The following is an 18,437-nucleotide window of genomic DNA, read 5'->3' as shown; positions in this document are numbered from 1 at the left end:
GAGACTATGAATATTATTAAAACATTGGATCAACTGCCTGAAAAACGGCCGGTAGTACTGGCTTTTGGTTTTTTTGACGGTGTCCACCGCGGGCATCAGGCGGTATTGCAGGCGTGTCTGCAGTTGGCAAGAGAGAAAAAAGCGATGCCTGTGGCTGTCACTTTTTACCCCCACCCATTGACTGTATTATTACCTTCTGCGTCTATACAGCTTCTTCTGTCAGAAAGCGAGAAAGAGGAATTGTTTAAGCAGATGGGATTTGAGACAACTGTGGTCATCAGTCCGACGGAAGAATTTCTCGGACAAAGCGCAGGGAGATTTTTACAATCACTTTCAAGAATTACTTCACTTTGCGGGATCGTAACGGGAGAAAATTTTACTTTCGGGAAAAATGCTGAAGGGAATGCGGAACTGCTGAATTCCTATTTTCTCGATAAAGGTGTATTTATTCAAATTGTTAAATTGGAAAAAGCGGAAGGCGGCGTGATTTCCAGTACACGGATCCGGAAGTGTATCTTGCAGGGGGATGTAAAGAAAGCGGGATATTTTCTTGGCCGCCCATACCGTATTTGTGGCGATATAATTCATGGATTCCGACGGGGAACTGAGGTGCTCGGATTTCCTACGGCAAATTTAAAGCCAGAGAGGGAAAGAGCGGTTCCCGGGGACGGTGTGTATGCGACACGGGCTTTTATTAGAGGGAGACAATATCCTTCTGTAACAAATGTGGGAACCAATCCGACTTTTGGAAACAAAGAAAGATCCATAGAAACATTTATATTCTCCTTTGATGAAAAGATTTATGATGCTCCTTTTGCATTGGAATGGATTGAGAAGATTCGCGAAGAAAAGCAGTTTCCTGATATAGAGGCACTGTGCAGGCAGATTGAAGAAGATATAAAGAGAGCCAAACAGATTTTAGAAGTATAGCCGGAAGCATGGGGACAAGTGTTCTTATGCTTTTATTTTGGTTCTCATGCATATTTGAATTGACACTATAATATAAGAGACTTACAATACATGTATTCATAATGTATTTTCATGAACTTCGTTTGAAGATATTTTATGAGGAAAGCATTTCGATGAATGATGCGTGAAGTAAAGGAGAGATGTACTATGGCGATTCGTTTTTCTGAAGTACTTGGCAAGATGAAAGGCTCGGACCTTGGTCCGTTGCTGGCATTGACAGCCCAGCCGGATATTATTTCTTTTGCGGGCGGGCTTCCTGCACCTATAACGTTTCCCCTGAAGGAACTGGAAGAGGTGGCAGTTAAAGTCAGACAGGAAGACGGAGCCGGTGCTATGCAGTATGGTCCGTCTTTAGGATTTATGGGGCTTCGTGAAGCTATTGCCGCCCGCATGAACCGTATGTATGTTCCCATGGGTATGACGGAAATTTCCGCAAAGAATATCATGATTGTTACAGGATCCCAACAGGGATTAGATATTACCGGCCGCGTATTCCTTGATAAGGATGACGTTGTTCTTATTGAGAGCCCTTCTTATCTTGGTGCTATCGGGGCATTTGCATTGGAGCAGCCTAAATTCGTGGAAGTTCCTACTGATGGGGAAGGAATGATTCCAGAAGAATTGGAAAAGCTTATCCAAACGACGGAAAGAGTAAAATTTATTTATGTAATTCCCAATTATCAGAATCCTACGGGTATTTGCTGGTCATTGGAACGCCGCCGGAAATTGATGGAATTGGCAACAAAGTATGAGATTCCTGTATTTGAAGATAATCCTTATGGTGATCTTCGCTTTGAAGGAGAAGAAATTGCGCCTTTAATTTCTATGGATCCAAAGCATTTAGTTATGTATTCCGGTACTTTTTCAAAAACGCTGGCACCGGGAATGCGTTTGGCATGGATGGTCTGCAATGATGATATCCTTGCTAAAATGGATCTGGTTAAAGGATCCACCGACCTTCATACACCTTCCGTTACACAGCGTGAAGTGGCACTCTACATGCAGAATTATGACTTTGAAAGACATGTCGAGGAAAATTGCAGATTATACGCTCATCGACGTGATGTCATGTGTGACGCAATAAAAAAACATTTCCCTGCTGATGTAAAGTGTACCTATCCCCATGGAGGTCTGTTCCTTTGGGTAGAATTACCGGACGGCTGTGATGCGCGGGACCTCTTCGCGGAGGCAATCAAAAGAAAAGTAGCTTATGTGCCGGGAGACAGTTTCTTCCCTGCCTCCGGCAAAAGGAATTATTTCCGGCTGAATTTCTCTTACAATGATGACGAAAAAACTGTCGAAGGCATCAGGCGTCTTGCAGAAGCGTTGAAATCTTATCTGACTGTGAAATAAACAATAAAAATAACACTATAAAAATCCATGCAATTGACAGCATGGATTTTTATAGTACAGAGTTTAGTAGCCTTTCGTCTTATTTATTTCATTAGTAAGTTTTTCGCCTTTAGAGAAAGCGATAAAATTATTTTTCAGTAATTCAAGCACATGGTTCCATGAGTCCGGCGTGAAAGAAGCAGAATGCGGACTGATGATAACATTTTCCATGGACCAGAAAGGATGGTTTTCCGGCAGCGGTTCTTTTTCAAATACGTCTAGCGCAGCGCCGGCAATACGATGTTCCGAAAGCGCTTCCACCAGCGCGTTTTCATTTACTACGGAAGCTCTTGCGATATTGATGAAGAAAGAAGTTTTTTTCATCAGAGAAAATTCTTTTTTTCCGAAGAACTCATTTGTTTCGGGGGTGGAAGGCAAAGCAGCAATGGTGATGTCTGCCTTCGGGAGAACGTCTTTTATCTGATCTGCCGTGTAGACTTGGTCGGTGAAAGGGTCATCAGATATATGTTTTTTTACAGCAAGTATTTTTGTGTTGAAACCTTTTATCCGTTGGGCGATTGCTTTTCCGATGCTGCCATAACCAATGATGGCAACAGTCTTTTGGTAAAGGGAATCCGTTTTCGGCCGTTTCCAAATTTTTTGATCTTGTTGGCGGATCATGATGGGAAGGCAGCGTACCAGACTCAAGAGAAGCGCTAATGTATGATCGGCAACAGCGTGGTCATGGATGCCGTGAGAGTTTGTCAGTATAATGGGCCTTTTTAACATATCTTTTGTAAGAAGGTGTTCTACACCATCTGACAGAGAATGAATCCAGCGAACATGGGGTGATGCTTCCAGAAAAGGCTGCACATTTTGAAATCCCCACATGGCGATCGCATCGGCATCCGATACATGAGAGAGTGCGTCACAGGGAGATGGGTATGACTCTATAACGGATCCGGGAACGGCATTCCGAAATTCTGTCAATTTTTCTTCTGAAATTTTATTAAGAATCACAAGTTTCATAGAAGCACATCCTTTCTGTAATTGATTATATCATTTTCCTGAAAGGGGTTTATGAATAGAGATAGTTTGATTATAATTAAGGAAATAAATTCACGATGGAGATAAAATGGCAGAGAGAAAAAGAACATTGAAAAGAACATCTTTTACAGGGAAACGAAAAGTTGTCCGCCGAAGAAAGAAGAGTAGAGGGCATTCCCTGTTACTTTTACTGTTTTTCTTAGTTGTCATATCGGTGGCATCTTGCACGGTGGCACATCCTTTTTCTGATGAAAAAGAAACAATGGTTTCGGTGAATACTGCGATCCATCATCTTTTTGGCGAGGAGTCTTCTGAAAGAGATGGAAAAGGGAAAAGCGGCGGCAGAGTGGAAGAGGTGAAGAAAGAGCCACAGTCCATTATCAAAGAGTTCATGAATAGACTTAAAGGCGGGGAAAATAAAGGAAACAACGGCGATGGAAATAACATCCTTACAAAGCGTGAGGAAAAGAACCCTTCTGATACGCGACTAAAGGCATCTGCAGCGAAGCAGAGAGAACCGGCGGAGAAAAAAGCGGGAGGAAACTCCTCGTCGGTGACCGGCCGTTTAGCGGTAGTTATAGATGATGCAGGACTTGATTTGGAATCGCAGCGGATATATGAAGAGATTGGAGTCCCTTTGACGCTTGCCGTTATGCCGAATAAAATGTACACATCAGAAGCGGCAGCGGAATGGTCCCGTTATGGAATGCCTGTTATTCTTCATCAGCCCATGGAGCCGGTTTCAGGTTCGGGCATGGAAGAAAAGACCATATTAACATCCATGAGTGATGAAGCGATACGATATATGCTGAAAGAATCGCTTGAACAAATACCGCAGGCGGTGGGAATCAATAATCATCAAGGCTCAAGAGCCACCACTGATGCCAGGGTCATGCGTGTTGTAATGAATGAACTTTCACACAGAGGGCTGTTCTTTTTTGATAGCCGTACCAATACCACGACTGCGGCTGACAGTGCGGCAGCCTCATATGGCGTTCCCTATGCAAGGAATGATTTATTTGTGGATAATTCTGCCGATGAAGGTGAAATCCGGGCGATGATACAGGAAGGGGCCAATCGGGCGAAAGCCCGCGGCAGCTATATTATCATTGGGCATTGCCGCCCTCATACGGCAGCGGTATTTCGCGATATTGTCCCACAGCTTCAGGCGCAGGGAATCGAATTTGTTTATGTATCGTCTTTGTTAAGGTGGTAAGATGGAAAAAAACAAAGTAGTTATTATTTCCGGCGGTACATCGGGAATCGGATTGGCTACGGCAAAAATCCTTGCGTCAGAAGGGTGGAAAACAATTCTGCTCGGTCGAGACATGAGTAAGGGGCGCGGGGCGCAGGAAGAAGCTCAAGGCAGCATCTTTATTCCCTGTGATGTGACAAATACAAGGATAGTGAAAAACGCAATTGAAAAGGCTGCATCCTTTGGAGAAATCAGAGGCGTCGTGTCCTGTGCCGGTATTTATACGGAAGGTCTTTTGGATAATGTAACAGACGAAGAAATGCAGAAATTCTTTGAAGTAAACATTTTCGGTACAATAAAATTACTCCGCGCAGCTGTCCCGTTCTTACGTATGCATGGAGGGAGCATTGTAACGGTGGCTTCCGATGCTGCCATTCAGGGAAATGTACAGTGCAGCTTGTACAGCGCGACGAAAGGGGCGGTTACCGCTTTTACCCGTTCGTTGGCGCTTGAATTGGCAGTGGATAACGTGCGGGCCAATGTGGTTTGTCCCGGAGACGTGGCGACGCCTCTTTTGGAAAAGCAGCTTCAAACTTACGGCGGTTCGATAAATGAAATGAAAAATTGGTATCCTCTTATGCGAATTGCCGATGCAGAAGAAATAGGGCAGGTGATTGCCTTCCTTATTTCCGAAAAGTCTTCTTATATGACAGGTGCGGTTATTCCTGTCGATGGAGGATTGACGGACTGGTAAGTATGATTTTGTTCTGATAAAGGATATAATGGTCATAGATAAGGAAATGTTGATTTAGTATAATTAAGCCGTAAGCGGCATAAATGTAATCGGCTGAGCCGAAAAGACAGGAGGGCATGATGAACGGAGACAAGAGTGTGGAAGAAATAAAAAAAACAGCAGTCGGTGCTGCGAAGGAGGCTGTGCAAGAGGTGAAAGAATCTGTTGAGGCCACAGCGGAAGATATGGAGAATGTGCCCGAAGTTCACCTTGAAACACCGGAAGCTGATGTGGAAGTTACCTTTATTGATGATCGTGATAAAGAGGCGGAAGGTTTGATTCACTGGGCGGCTGCCCGCGCAGGCGTGATCGTGGCGGCTCCACTTTTGGGGACGGTGTCTCTTATTGCCAATGAAGTATACATGATTTCTAAAATTGGAAGCGTTTATGGAGTAGATGTTCCGCAGAAAGCGGTTCTTTCCTTTATCGGTTCTTTAGGGGCAACCGTTGTCGGCACAACCGTTGCTACACTTTTACCGATTCCGTTTATCCAGATTCCCATCGGGATTTCCGTAACTTATGGATTGGGAAAAGCGGCCGTCCGTTGGATTAAAGACGGAATGCCTGATGATACGAGACCCTATAAGGCGGTCTTTGAAGAAGGACGAGCGGAGGGTAATACGCTGGTTGGAGAAATTAAAGAAAATCCTGAAAAGGATATTCCCCTTGGCGATGAAAAGAGAGATTTTACGAAAGAAATTAAAAAGACAGTTGACGATGTATATCCTGAAAAAGCGCATGAAGCTGTGGATAAACTGGCAGACCAGCTGGTAGATACGTTTAACCTTCTGGGTGAACAGCTTGTTACAGCCTTGAAAAAAGCCGGGATGACTGATGAACAGATTGAAAAAGCAAAATACACTACTATTGGCGCAGCAGAAATAGCAAAGGAAACAGCCGAAAAGACAGCAAAAAATTTGCGTGCTGTTGCCAGAGTGAAGTCAAGAAAACTTCAGGAAGAGGCACGGCAAAAAGCTTCTGAGATGAAAGAGCAGGCAAAAGAACAGATGGAGGAATTGCAGAAGAAAAAAGAAGAAATGAGGCGCCAATCGGAAATTCGGGCTGAACAGGCCAAACTGAAATCGGAAAAACTGAAAGCCCAAGCGAGAATCCAGATGCAGGAAGCAAAAGTCCAGGCAGATAAATTGAAGGAACAAGTTCGTACCCAGACTGAAATTGCGCAGGATAAAGCAAATGAATTGAAAGAGAAGGTGAATGCGAGGGCAGACGATTACAGAAGAAATGTTTTTGCTGCTGCCAACCGTGCCAAAGCCGATATTCTGGGGTATGTGGATGATTTTCGTACGAAAACGGAAGAACGGGCCGCTCAAATTCGGGCAAAAGATCGTAATGCAAAGGGAGGGGCTATTGAAGGCAGTGAATTTTCTCAGGAAACTGTTGGGAAATCTTCTGAAAAGACAAAAAAATAAAGGATTTAAACCAGCACCTGATATTACGGGATTGAATAAAGAACATCATAGAAATGTCGTATGGCGCCCTGTAAGCCCCTGGAGTAAAAGGCGGTGGCGGTTCAAACGTACAAACCATCCATGGTTCAAAAAACGATAAAATGAAAAATCCGCCTGCAGCTTGATATATAGATGTCAAACTGCAGGCGGATTTTATGTGGAAATGTAAAATCGGAATACAAGGCCCCGGTACATATTGATTTTTTTTAAGATGCTTCATGAAACTTAATTATCCTATTTTCAGATTATGGAAGACTACATTTAAAAATGCGGAAACTACATCGGGATCGAAAAGGATTCCGGATCCGCTGAAGATGGCACGGGAAACTTCCGGCCGGTCTTTATGTTTAAAGTTGGGCGAAGAAAAAATAACATCGTCATAGTAAGAGGCCAGCGCAATAATTCTGGCCCCCAAAGGAATATTGATCTTTTTCAGATGTTTCGGATATCCTGTGCCATCCCAACGTTCATGGTGGAAACGAATAAGAGGAATGAGATCCTCCATGCCGGGACAGGACTCCAGTATGTTAGCTCCTAAGTCAGGATGTCTTTTATAGACCTGGATGTCTCTTTTGGAGACATAGGGGTAATTGGTCAGCACATGGTTGGGTACACAGATGAGACCGATGTCATGAAGCAGGCCGGCATTGCGGATAAGCGTGATTTCATTGGCGGTAAGGCGCATGTAAATGGCAGTAGCTGCTGCTAAATTGGAGACACGCTGAGAGTGCTCATACAGAGAAACTGATTTTATGCGCATCAAAAATAAGAGATGATTGATGACCATATTCAGCTTATTTTTATCGTCGATGCTTAGTTCAGCAGACTGGAATATCGAAGTGGGGTACATAGAAAACCTTAATCATAAAAATAAGAAAGAGAGCCGTAGGTGTTTTTCCGGTTTAAACCGAAAAGAATTTATCTTTCATGCCGCTTCATCCAAGCGGTCATGTAAGTGCAGTCAGAACGAACTGTATACCGATTTTTGACAGCCCAGCTATAGGCGGCTTCGGCGAGCTGGGCGGCTAAACCCTTTCCGGATAATGCGGCCGGAACGATGGTATGGAGTACAGTAAAGATATGACCTGTTAAATCATATTCAAGGCAGGAGAGGCCTTTCAGTGATTCGATTTTAAATTTGTGGTTCTTAATATCATGTGTGACCATAGTGACATTTCTCCCCTGGGTAGACAGATTTTATTTTACAGGAAAATAAGGATATGTCAAAGTTTCATTGAAAGAAAGACAGCATTTGTTTCCCTGGTAAGAAAGACGAATTTTCCTGAGAGAACCAGCCTTAAAAATGCGTAAAGAATACAGGCGGGAACACTATTTTCTTTTATTTTTCAAGATTAGCTTATGCTATAATTTATTATATGATGTCAGAAGAAATTATACATCCAAGTAAAAATCTATACTGTTATAAAAATATTTCGATAGAAAACATAAGTTCTGTTTTGTGGAGGTTGTCTTGGGGACATTTAAAATTACCTATCTTCACCATAGCGGGTTCATCTGTGAGCTGGAAGACTGTATTCTTGTTTTTGATTACTACATGGATCCTGAAGGAAAGTTGGATGACCTTTGTGAGGTCTCATCAAAACCGCTGTATTTTTTTGTGAGTCATTTTCATGCGGATCACTTTAATCCTGAGATTAATCGGTTCGAAAGCCGGGCAGAAGGATATTTCATCCATCGTGACTGCACACTGACGCTTAGAAATCATGAGATGCTCCACTGCATGGAAGTGGGAGATTTTATGGTGACAAAATATTTTCGAATCAAGATGTTCGGATCCACTGATGTGGGGGGATCATTTTTAATTAACCATCCGAAAGCTTCTGTTTTCCACGCAGGTGATTTGAACTGGTGGCACTGGGCCGGGGAAGGAGATTCTGATAATCTGGCAGCACGCGATGAGTATTTTAAAGAATTGGAACGGATTCCCCGGGTATCCATGAATATCGTGTTTTTCCCGGTGGACGCCCGACAGGCGGTGGCAAGAGAATGGGGAGTCAAAGCATTTTTGGAGAAATTCGATGTGAGTACAGCATTGGTACCAATGCATGCATTTGGAATCCGTTGGTCGCCGTCTTACGAATTCCGCTGGCGATTTCCCGATATTCCCTTATGGATACCGAAGGCGGAGGGCGATGTTTATGTGGGAGAAGTAAAATGACTTATACATGGATTTATATTATGCTGCTCATGTTTGCAGGAAGTTTTATCTTACAGATGGTACCACTCTTATTTTATTTCGAAGCGGTTATTGCTGTGAACCTGCTGATTTTAGCGGCTTCTTGGTTTATACTTCGGCGTGACCGGTTTTCAGACTTCCGGTCTAATATACTTTTTATGGCAGGGCTTACGATAATTAATATTCTGACAGACTTGGGCATACTCACTCATTCTATGTCGTGGGTTGCTTTTGGTGCCCTTCTTATCTGGTCGATGACCGGTGGAGGCAGGAGCCATTCATGAAAAAGGGAAAGCGGAAATTTTGGGTATAAGCAAGCGGCTTGTCTGCAATTTATTGAGGATAAACTGAAAATATAGTTTTGGAATATTCGTATTTATCGGATTTTTGGGAGTTTTCCATCTTGACAATAAATTGCAAAGATTCTAAAATTGAATTAGTCAATCGAAAGATTGTACTTTTTTAGTGTTTATTTCCAATTGAAACTAAAATATATAAAGAAAAGAGGTGAAAAACTTGGAGAAAGATGAAATCTTATTGTACGTTATCATAGCAGGGATTATTGCAGCTGTAATTGGTGCTGGTATAGGATACTTACTCCGCAGACGTATTGCTGAAGCAAGGATCGGTTCTGCTGAAGAAAAAGCTGCACAGCTTGTTGCATCGGCGGAAAAAGAAAGAGAAAATGCTTTGCGTGAAGCGGAGACGCTGAAAAAAGAGACAATTGTACAAACCAGAGAAGAACTTCATAAACTCCGTGAAGAGGTAGAACAGGAGCATAAGGGGCGCCGCGATGAATTGCAGCGTTATGAGCAGCGTCTGGTTCAGAAGGAAAGTAATTTGGACGCAAGAAGCAGTAATCTGGAACAGCGGGAAAGTGTGTTGGCAAAGAAGGAAACCCAGCTGAAGGCACAGAAAGAAAAAGTGGATAATTTATGTGTTATGCAGCAGACGAAGCTGGAAGAAATTTCACATCTTACCCGTGATCAGGCGAAGGAAATGATTCTTGCCCGCGTTAATGATGAGTTGGCACATGAAAAGGCGGTCCGTATCAGGGCGGCAGAAGAAGAAATCAAGCTGACTTCTGATAACAAAGCGCGTGAAATCATAGCAGCTGCTATTCAAAGAAACGCTGCTGATACAGTTTCTGAAACAACGGTTTCGGTAGTTTCCCTGCCGAATGAAGAAATGAAGGGCCGTATTATCGGACGTGAAGGGCGGAATATACGCGCAATTGAAACATTGACCGGTGTTGATTTGATTATTGATGATACACCTGAAGCGGTTATTCTGTCCTGTTTCGATCCGATTCGCCGTGAAATTGCCAGATTGTCCCTGGAAAGTCTTGTGAAAGATGGACGAATCCATCCTGCAAGAATTGAGGAAGTTGTGGCAAAGACAAAGAAAGAAGTGGATAAAGCGATTCGTGAGGCCGGTGAAGAAGCGGTACTCCAGTGTGGAATTAGCGGCATGCATCCTGATCTGATTAAGATACTGGGGCGTTTGAAATATAGAACGAGTTATGGACAAAATGTTCTCCAGCACTGTATCGATACTTCCTACTTTGCAGGTATTCTTGCGGCGGAAGTCGGTGCAGACGCGGATATGGCAAAACGGGCTGGCTTGCTCCATGATATTGGTAAAGCGGTAGATCGTGAACAGGAAGGCACCCATGTGGAACTTGGCGTGGAACTGGCGCAGAAATACCATGAACCGATGCAGGTCATCAATGCTATTGCATCACATCATGGCGACACGGAAGCCGTATGCGTAGAGGCGGTTCTTGTAGCGGCGGCTGATGCTGTTTCTGCGGCTAGACCGGGTGCCAGGAGGGAGACGCTTGAAAATTATATCAAGAGACTGACGAAATTGGAAGATATTGCCCGTTCATATCCGGGGGTATCCAGTTGTTATGCTATCCAGGCAGGCCGTGAAATCAGAGTCATTGTAAAGCCTGAAAAGGTTAATGAAGACCAGGCTGTGATTCTTTCTCATGATATTGCCCAGCAAATTGAGAAGGAGCTGCAGTATCCGGGGCAGGTGAAGGTAGTTATTATTCGAGAAACACGGGCTATCGATTTTGCAAAATAAGATAAAAGGGAGTCCTTTTCGGGGGATTCTCTTTTTTGTGCTTTTGGAACGGGGAAAACCATTTATGATATAATGAAAAACACTGTAAAATATTTTTTGAATATTGTGAGGTCATGAATATGGACAGAGAAGAAATGGACAGACAATTAAAAGAACAGGGGAAAAATATAGAATTGCAGACGGATAAGTTCTCTTCAGGGCGGAAAAAACTGGCGGCCGCGGCAGTGGTTCTTTTGATTACCAGTTTCATAGGGGGATGTTTCTTCGGTGATATTATTCCGGGAAACAAGCAGGGAAACAAAGCGGAATCTTCTTATTCCTTTCCACAGACAGAACAGAAAAAAGTGGAGGAGCTGCCGGCAATCAGAAATACGGCTGTTGTACAGGCGGTCAAAGAAGTTGGTCCGGCTGTCGTTGGGATCACGACGCGGGTTTATGATAAAGATATTTTTAACCGCCGTGTGGCGGTGGGGCAGAGTGTCGGTTCCGGTGTTATTTTTGATAAGAAGGGATATATTGTTACGAATAATCATGTCGTGTCAGGCAGCAAAGAAGTTAATGTTTCTCTTTCCAATGGACAGACTGTCCCCGGCAAAGTAGTGGGAACCGATGCGTCTACTGATTTGGCGGTGGTAAAAATTGATAGCAGCGATAGCTTGCCTGTGGCGGTCCTTGGTGATTCTGACGCACTTCAGATAGGGGAAACTGCGATTGCTATAGGGAATCCCCTCGGTCTTGAATTTCAAGGGACAGTTACGGTTGGTGTTATCAGTGCATTAAACAGGTCGCTTGACGATATTGATCAGCGTTTTAAATTAATTCAGACTGATGCGGCCATCAATCCGGGAAATTCCGGTGGTGCTCTTGTGACGGCAGATGGGAAAGTCGTAGGAATTAACAGTGCGAAAATATCCAAGGAAGGCATTGAGGGAATGGGGTTTTCTATTCCTATTAATCAGGCGAAGGGAATTATTGAACAGCTTATTGCCAATGGCAAGGTGGTCAGAGCATATTTGGGAGTTTATGCGGCGGATAAGGATATTGCAGCCCGCTATGGATATCAATGGGATCATGACTCGGGAGTTCTTGTCATGAAAGTGGCGAAGAACAGTCCTCTGAGTTTGACTGATGTCCATATAGGGGATTATATTTTATCTATTGATGGCAAAACGGTCAATACCGTAAAAGAAATGAGGGAAATTATTGATGCTCATAGACCTGGAGACAGGATTTCCCTGGTGTATGAACATAATGGCAGAAGCGAAACAACGGAAATTCTTTTGTCATCGGTATCTGAAAGTGATCAGTAATGAGATTCTCGATCCGGGCTATTGGAAAGATAAAAGAGAAATGGATGCGGGAGGGTATTGAAGAATACTCTAAACGTCTGAAGCCCGTGGCAAAAATGGATGTTTTAGAGAGTGATGAAGAAAAGATGCCGGAAAATCCTTCTGCGGCTGTAAAAGGAAAGGTGCTGGAAAAAGAGGGAGAAAAGCTTCTGAGATCAATTCAAGACTCAGGTTGTGTGGTGCTGCTGGACATGAATGGGAAGAAAGTTTCTTCTGAAGAATTGGCCGCATGGATCGCGCAAAAGACCATCATGGGTACGAGCCATTTTTATTTCATAATTGGTGGTCCCTATGGTAATGGGAAAAATATCCAAGCGCGTGCTGATCTTAAGTTATCAATGGGGCCGATGACTTTTACACATCAGATGGCGAGATTGATACTGTTTGAACAGCTTTATCGTGCTGTAAAAATTAATCATCATGAGCCATACCATTTGTAAAAAAATTTAAAGTTTATTTGCGGAGTTTGATAAAATTGTTTAAGATATAAAAAGAAGGTTTTTCTTCTATACAAATTCAAATTATGTCAGGAGGGATAATCATGGGGGAAAAAATAATCAAAGCGAAAGATTTTATGACCAAGTATGTGTTTAGCATTCCACCTGACGTAACTGTTCATGAATTGGTAAAATTATTTGTTACTCACCCGGTGAGTGCTGTTCCTGTGGTTGGTGACGACAATGAGTTGCTGGGAATTGTTTCAGAAGGTGATCTTCTTTATAAAAAAGTGAAACCTAAGGTGCCGGCATATTTGGATATTTTAGGTGCAAATATCTATTATTGCGGATTCGGCAGGTATGAAAGATCTTTCAGAAAGCTTTTGGCGACACAGGCTGCGGATTTGATGACAAAGGATGTTCGCTGTGTGACACCGGAAACAGATATGGAAACAATCATGAACCTTATGATTGACGAACATTTGAAAACAGTACCGGTTGTCGAAAAGCCCAACCGGCTTGTAGGAATTATTACACGGCATGATATACTGGGTGCTATTGCGGCAACTGAATTGGAAGAAAAGATGTCAGAAAACCATAAAAGTACAGAAGAATAGGGAGTGATAAAGGGCGGTATGGTGGCTGCCCTTTATTTTTCTTTTATGATGAAAGCCGATTTATCAGGTTCCTTGAAAAGATTTTTGAATTTTGCTATGATACGAATGATTTTTACCTTATAATAAAATCGAAATAATAAAATCGAAGTAAACCATGGCTTTTTATAAATGATGGAGTGATTTTTTTGGAAAAATTGATTATTCATGGAGGACATTCTCTGCGCGGCACTGTGCGTGTATCCAGTGCTAAAAATGCGATTTTGCCTATTATCGTGGCGACATTACTTCCTGTTACACCGGCGACTATTGTAGATGCCCCTCATTTGGATGATGTTTCCACGATTTGCAGCGTCCTTGAATCTTTGGGTGTGAAAGTAACTCATGGAGAGGGGCGTATTACATTTGATGCGGTTGAAGTAAATAAAACAGAAGCTTCTTATGAACTGATGAGCCGTATGAGGGCGTCTTTCCTTGTCATGGGTCCCCTTCTTGCGAAGATGGGGCATGCGAGGATTGCCCTTCCCGGTGGCTGTATGATAGGAAGCCGCCCGATTGACCTGCATTTAAAAGCTTTTGAGGCTATGGGAGCTGAAATTCATGTAGGAAACGGATATGTGGAAGGATGGGCACCCGGCGGATTAAAGGGAAATACCATTTATCTGGATTTTCCCAGTGTAGGTGCCACGGAAAATATATTGATGGCAGCCGTAACAGCAAAGGGACGCACCATTATTGAAAATGCAGCAGAAGAACCGGAAATTGTTGATCTTGTTACATTTCTTAATGGAATGGGTGCAAATATTAAAGGCGCAGGTACGAATGTAATCCGCATTGAAGGTGTGAAAGAGCTGTATGGCGTAGACCATACGGTTATTCCTGACCGTATTGAGGCGGGAACCTTTATGATCGCAGCGGCAATGGTCGGTGGTGATGTATTGATTTCCAATGTACTTACAGAACATTTAAAACCACTGCTTGCGAAGTTAAATGAGGCGGGAGTAAAAGTGGTCAAAGATATTGACAGCGTCCGGGTCATTAGTGATGGTAAGATACGTTCCACTGATATTAAGACATTGCCTTATCCGGGGTTTCCCACGGATTTGCAGGCGCAATTTATGGCGCTGATGACCATTGGTGATGGTTTAAGCCGTGTGACGGAAACTGTTTTTGAAAACAGATTTATGCATGTAGGTGAATTGCAGCGTATGGGGGCTTCCATACAGGTAGAAGGCCGTACGGCCAGCATCAGAGGGGTACCGTTTCTGCGGGGGGCTTTTGTGAGAGCCACAGATCTTCGCGCCGGAGCAGCGCTGACTTTGGCCGGCTTGGCGGCGCATGGGCAGACCGAGATTGGGGAACTTCACCATATCGATCGCGGCTATGATCGTCTTGTGGAGAAATTACAGGGGTTAGGAGCTGACATTGTCCGTGTCACCGAAGACTAAACGGGAGAGAAGTAAAAATACATATCTTCAACGTTCCCTTTTGCTTGATTGGGTAGGTGCTTTTGGCGCGGAAGATATAGGTATTGATTTAGGGACATCCAATGCAGTTATTTATGTAAAAAATAAAGGTCTTGTGTTTCCTGAAGCTGCTGTAGTGGCAAAGAATGAAAATACTAAAAAGATATTCGCTTATGGTGTTCGCGCGGGAGAAATGGAAGGCCGTCTTCCTAAGGGGCTCCAGCTTATACGCCCGCTTAAAACCAGCGCAATCATTGATTATAACAGTGCAGCATATCTGATGAACGCTCTGATTAACCAGTCCTATCTGAAAGGTATATTTTTCCACCCGCGTTTACTGATGTGCGTGCCGGTGGGGATTTCAAAGGTACAGCGCAGGGCTCTTCTTGAAGCGGCTGTAGCTGTAGGAGCGAGAAAAACAGTACTTATTGATCAGCCGATTGCAGCAGTTATGGGGCTTGGTTTAAAATTAGATCGCATGCAAGGTGTGCTCATTGTAGATATTGGCGGCGGATCGACAAAAATTTCTGTTGTATCCAGGCATGGTGTAGTAAATAGCCATTTTTCTACAGAATCGGGAATGCTTATGGATGAAGCTATTATGAATGTGATTTTGGAAAAATACCATATTCGTATTGGACGGAAAGCGGCAGAAACATTAAAAATGACTCTTGGCGTGGAATGGGATTTAAATCGCGATACCCGTATATGTGAAGTCTGCGGTATCTCAACAATTACAGAACTTCCTGTGAAAATTGCTGTAACAGGGGAGATCGTTGCCCAGGCGCTGAATCCGATTTTATACAGGATATTTTCAGGTATTACTTCTGTGATACAAATGACACCGCCGGCAATCCTGGGAGATATCCGGGAACATGGGATTGTATTGATCGGTGGTGTAGCGCAGCTGAAAGGATTAAAAGAGCTCGTATTGAAAGTAACAGACATGAAAGCACATGTGGCGGATCATCCTTCTTATGTAAATGCAGTAGGCGCAGGATCTGCCTTGGAGTATATGGATTATTTTCGTGATTCATTGCAGGATTTGCATTAACAGCAGGAAAGAACTGTCTTGGGATGGTTCTTTTTCTTTAATTCGTAAAGAATGCTTTCTTTTGAGTGTGAAATTACTTATAAAATGTTAAAATAAAAAGTAGTTTTTATAAAAGTGAGGTTATTATGAAAAATTCAACAAAAATAGGAATGGCGATTATTGCCGCTGCGAGTATCTTAGGTGCTGCATATGTATACGCTTTTACCGGGGTGGTAGAAGAAAAAGCAATTATGGCGGGAACGGTTGTATCCGTCGTCGAACCGGGAACTGCCGTAAAAGAAGGCGATGTGTTGGTAACGGTAACTTCTTTGGCCGGAGCGGTACCTGCATCTCGGGCTGCTGCTGATGGTGTCGTTAAAGAAGTCAAAGTGGTTAAAGGACAAAGTCTGAATAAGCAGGATGTCGTGGCAGTTATTGAATATCGCTGATTATCTTAGGAGAATTTAAAATGTCCGGTTTTAGAATAAAATACAAAGTGCTGTCTATATCAGTATGTCTGGTGTTTGCAGGTTGGGCAGCTGTTTCAGCAGAAGAATTTCTTCCTGTTTCCGAAGTGCGTGAAGGGATGCATGGATATGCAAAAACGGTCGTTCATGGAACACAAGTAGAGACCTTTGATGTTGATGTGCTTGGTGTAATGAAGCAGAAAGGCGCCACGGGCGGGGATCTTATCCTTGTAAAAGTATCGGGGGATCTGATTGATAAGACGGAAGGGATTGCTCAGGGAATGAGCGGAAGTCCGGTTTATATTAACGGAAAACTTTTGGGTGCCATTGCGTATGGATTCCCGCAGTCGGGGGGACGTATCGGTATGGTGACTCCTATTTCAGATATGCTTGAGCTTTGGCTTACCGATAATAAGAAGTCCGCTTATATACCAAAGCCGTCTTCTGATCTAATCCCTATTGATACGCCGCTTATGGCATCGGGATATAGTGCGGGAGGCATGGAATATCTGTCTGATAAGATGCAGGATTTCCATATGATTCCTTTTTCGGCCGTCTCCGTGGATCAGGATACCGTTGCAAGACCGCTTGAGGCGGGTGGTGCAGTGGCGGCTTCTTTGGTGACAGGAGATTTGAAATTAGGGGCGATTGGAACGGTTACTTATGTAGATGGAAACCAAATGCTTGCTTTTGGGCATCCTTTCATGAGCAGGGGAAATACCGGTTATTTCATGCATAATTCTTACATATTTACTGTAATTCCAAGCAAGAATATTCCCTTTAAATTGGGATCTGTAGGCGCAGAAATTGGTACAGTAAATCAGGACCGTGGCGCAGGAATCGGTGGAATCAGCGGAACATCTCCGGATTTTGTGGCACTTCATGCGTTCGTAAAAGACAAAGATACGGGTGTGGAAAAAGATTTAAATGTTCGGATGATACAAAATGAATCCTTGCTGCCTACGCTTTCTGCTACATCTGTTTATAATGCAATCAGCACGGCCATGGATCGCCGCGGACAGGGGACGGTGAAGTTTACTTATACTTTGCACCCTAAAGACATGAAGCAAAAACCGTTTACCCGGACAAACATGTACTGGTCTTCTACCGATATTGCAGAACGAAGTGTGGATGAGATTTATCAGATAGTGAAACTTTTGGAGCAAAACCGGTTTGAAAGTTATGCTCTTAGAAATATTTCCATGGATATGGAAGTGACGCAGGAAAGGAATACAGCAAAAATCCTTGATGCATCCGCATCACCTATTGTGGTAAGTCCGGGAGACACAATTTATGTCCGTGCTCGTCTCCAGCCTTGGCGCGGAGAGGTCTTTTATAAAGATTTGTCTTTTGATGTGCCTGAAGATCAGCCGCTTGGGAATATGGTGCTGGAAGTACGTGGTGGAGGTGTTGTACCATTACCATACCTGCTCCAGCAGCAGAAATACAATCTAACGGAAGAAATATTAAGCCGTCTCCGCAGCTATAAGAATTTTGATGATCTTCACGGAAAACTGATGAAAGAAGATCAGAACAACCAGGTTGTGGTAGAAATCATTGATCCGGATGTCAGCATGGTTTCGAAAGAGGAAGATGGTAAAGTGAAAGCGGAAATTCAAAACAAACCGGCGGGCAAAGATCCGGTAGATTTAAAAAAGAAAGAAGGCGGAACCGGCCTTGATACTGATAAAGAATCACCAAAAAGCCGTGTGGATACGGACTATGTTATTTATGGTGATGGGCAATTTACGTTCAAGGTGATGAATCCATCGGACAGGGATACTGCTTTGAAAAAATTGGCTAAATCAAATAAAAAACTTTCTGCCAAAATGACGACGGAGGAAAAGAAATTGATTGACGGTGAAAAAACAGATGAGAATACTGATAAAAATAAATCGGAAAAATCATCACCGGGGCCTAAAGATAACGGGAATAAGGGGAAAAAATAAAAATGACGTATAGTCAAAAATATTGTATC

At 43.2% G+C, this 18,437-nt stretch carries 18 protein-coding genes; 15 read left to right on the top strand and 3 right to left on the bottom strand.

The annotated features are described in order from the left end of the window. Positions 1 to 6 precede the first annotated feature (6 nt). Together GCWU000321_RS02010 and GCWU000321_RS02005 are read left to right on the top strand one after the other, a co-directional pair. On the top strand, positions 7 to 930 hold the full coding sequence (locus tag GCWU000321_RS02010; RefSeq protein WP_007069407.1) for a bifunctional riboflavin kinase/FAD synthetase: 924 nt from the start codon (positions 7 to 9) through the stop codon (positions 928 to 930). A 186-nt stretch (positions 931 to 1,116) separates the two neighbouring features. Beyond that, positions 1,117 to 2,322 carry an aminotransferase-like domain-containing protein gene (locus tag GCWU000321_RS02005; protein WP_040381100.1) on the top strand — a complete coding sequence of 402 codons (1,206 nt, stop codon included), beginning with the start codon at positions 1,117 to 1,119 and terminating at the stop codon, positions 2,320 to 2,322. Between the two features lie 63 nt (positions 2,323 to 2,385). On the opposite strand, the gene GCWU000321_RS02000 is transcribed toward GCWU000321_RS02005, so the two are convergent. Then, complete coding sequence (locus GCWU000321_RS02000) at positions 2,386 to 3,330, bottom strand: D-2-hydroxyacid dehydrogenase (RefSeq protein ID WP_007069405.1); 945 nt, start codon at positions 3,328 to 3,330, stop codon at positions 2,386 to 2,388. A 106-nt stretch (positions 3,331 to 3,436) separates the two neighbouring features. Here GCWU000321_RS02000 and GCWU000321_RS09135 point away from each other — a divergent pair, with 106 nt between their 5' ends. The 3 genes from GCWU000321_RS09135 to GCWU000321_RS09680 all read left to right on the top strand — a co-directional run bounded on the left by GCWU000321_RS09135 (position 3,437) and on the right by GCWU000321_RS09680 (position 6,766). Beyond that, positions 3,437 to 4,564 (top strand): divergent polysaccharide deacetylase family protein, encoded by a 1,128-nt coding sequence (locus GCWU000321_RS09135; RefSeq protein WP_007069404.1) that lies wholly within the window; start codon positions 3,437 to 3,439, stop codon positions 4,562 to 4,564. A gap of 1 nt (position 4,565) precedes the next feature. Further along, positions 4,566 to 5,297 carry an SDR family NAD(P)-dependent oxidoreductase gene (locus tag GCWU000321_RS01990; protein WP_007069403.1) on the top strand — a complete coding sequence of 244 codons (732 nt, stop codon included), beginning with the start codon at positions 4,566 to 4,568 and terminating at the stop codon, positions 5,295 to 5,297. 116 nt (positions 5,298 to 5,413) lie between these two features. After that, complete coding sequence (locus GCWU000321_RS09680) at positions 5,414 to 6,766, top strand: hypothetical protein (RefSeq protein ID WP_007069402.1); 1,353 nt, start codon at positions 5,414 to 5,416, stop codon at positions 6,764 to 6,766. A 268-nt stretch (positions 6,767 to 7,034) separates the two neighbouring features. Here GCWU000321_RS09680 and GCWU000321_RS01980 read toward each other — a convergent pair whose 3' ends face one another. Then, positions 7,035 to 7,655, bottom strand: a complete 621-nt coding sequence (locus tag GCWU000321_RS01980; protein WP_007069401.1) for an HD-GYP domain-containing protein — start codon at positions 7,653 to 7,655, stop codon at positions 7,035 to 7,037. Between the two features lie 68 nt (positions 7,656 to 7,723). Continuing rightward, positions 7,724 to 7,972, bottom strand: coding sequence for a GNAT family N-acetyltransferase (locus GCWU000321_RS01975; protein WP_007069400.1), 249 nt, complete (start codon positions 7,970 to 7,972; stop codon positions 7,724 to 7,726). Between the two features lie 304 nt (positions 7,973 to 8,276). Between GCWU000321_RS01975 and GCWU000321_RS01970 the strand changes: the two genes are divergently transcribed. The 10 genes from GCWU000321_RS01970 (at position 8,277) to GCWU000321_RS01925 (ending at position 18,408) form a co-directional block, all read left to right on the top strand. Continuing rightward, complete coding sequence (locus GCWU000321_RS01970; protein ID WP_040381097.1) at positions 8,277 to 8,984, top strand: MBL fold metallo-hydrolase; 708 nt, start codon at positions 8,277 to 8,279, stop codon at positions 8,982 to 8,984. After that, positions 8,981 to 9,286 carry a hypothetical protein gene (locus GCWU000321_RS01965; protein ID WP_007069397.1) on the top strand — a complete coding sequence of 102 codons (306 nt, stop codon included), beginning with the start codon at positions 8,981 to 8,983 and terminating at the stop codon, positions 9,284 to 9,286. Before GCWU000321_RS01970 ends, GCWU000321_RS01965 begins: the two co-directional genes overlap by 4 nt. 223 nt (positions 9,287 to 9,509) lie before the next feature. Continuing rightward, on the top strand, positions 9,510 to 11,093 hold the full coding sequence (gene rny, locus GCWU000321_RS01960) for a ribonuclease Y (RefSeq protein WP_007069395.1): 1,584 nt from the start codon (positions 9,510 to 9,512) through the stop codon (positions 11,091 to 11,093). A gap of 113 nt (positions 11,094 to 11,206) precedes the next feature. Continuing rightward, positions 11,207 to 12,403 (top strand): S1C family serine protease, encoded by a 1,197-nt coding sequence (locus GCWU000321_RS01955; RefSeq protein ID WP_007069394.1) that lies wholly within the window; start codon positions 11,207 to 11,209, stop codon positions 12,401 to 12,403. After that, positions 12,403 to 12,882: a 23S rRNA (pseudouridine(1915)-N(3))-methyltransferase RlmH gene (gene rlmH, locus GCWU000321_RS01950; protein WP_007069393.1), complete on the top strand. Its 480-nt coding sequence runs from the start codon at positions 12,403 to 12,405 to the stop codon at positions 12,880 to 12,882. The genes GCWU000321_RS01955 and rlmH overlap by 1 nt, the downstream gene beginning before the upstream one ends. Positions 12,883 to 12,983: 101 nt before the next feature. Next, on the top strand, positions 12,984 to 13,496 hold the full coding sequence (locus tag GCWU000321_RS01945) for a CBS domain-containing protein (protein ID WP_040381096.1): 513 nt from the start codon (positions 12,984 to 12,986) through the stop codon (positions 13,494 to 13,496). Between the two features lie 185 nt (positions 13,497 to 13,681). Then, complete coding sequence (gene murA / locus GCWU000321_RS01940) at positions 13,682 to 14,941, top strand: UDP-N-acetylglucosamine 1-carboxyvinyltransferase (RefSeq protein WP_022027197.1); 1,260 nt, start codon at positions 13,682 to 13,684, stop codon at positions 14,939 to 14,941. Next, positions 14,925 to 16,013, top strand: a complete 1,089-nt coding sequence (locus GCWU000321_RS01935; protein WP_007069389.1) for a rod shape-determining protein — start codon at positions 14,925 to 14,927, stop codon at positions 16,011 to 16,013. Before murA ends, GCWU000321_RS01935 begins: the two co-directional genes overlap by 17 nt. Before the next feature lie 125 nt (positions 16,014 to 16,138). Then, positions 16,139 to 16,441 carry a hypothetical protein gene (locus GCWU000321_RS01930; RefSeq protein ID WP_007069388.1) on the top strand — a complete coding sequence of 101 codons (303 nt, stop codon included), beginning with the start codon at positions 16,139 to 16,141 and terminating at the stop codon, positions 16,439 to 16,441. A gap of 20 nt (positions 16,442 to 16,461) precedes the next feature. Beyond that, entirely contained in the window at positions 16,462 to 18,408 is a 1,947-nt protein-coding gene (locus tag GCWU000321_RS01925; protein WP_007069387.1) for a SpoIVB peptidase S55 domain-containing protein, read from the top strand. The last annotated feature ends 29 nt before the right edge of the window (positions 18,409 to 18,437 follow it).

The sequence above is a fragment of the Dialister invisus DSM 15470 genome, from assembly GCF_000160055.1.
Classification (GTDB): domain Bacteria; phylum Bacillota; class Negativicutes; order Veillonellales; family Dialisteraceae; genus Dialister; species Dialister invisus.
This window is presented reverse-complemented; position numbering and strand designations above follow the sequence as displayed.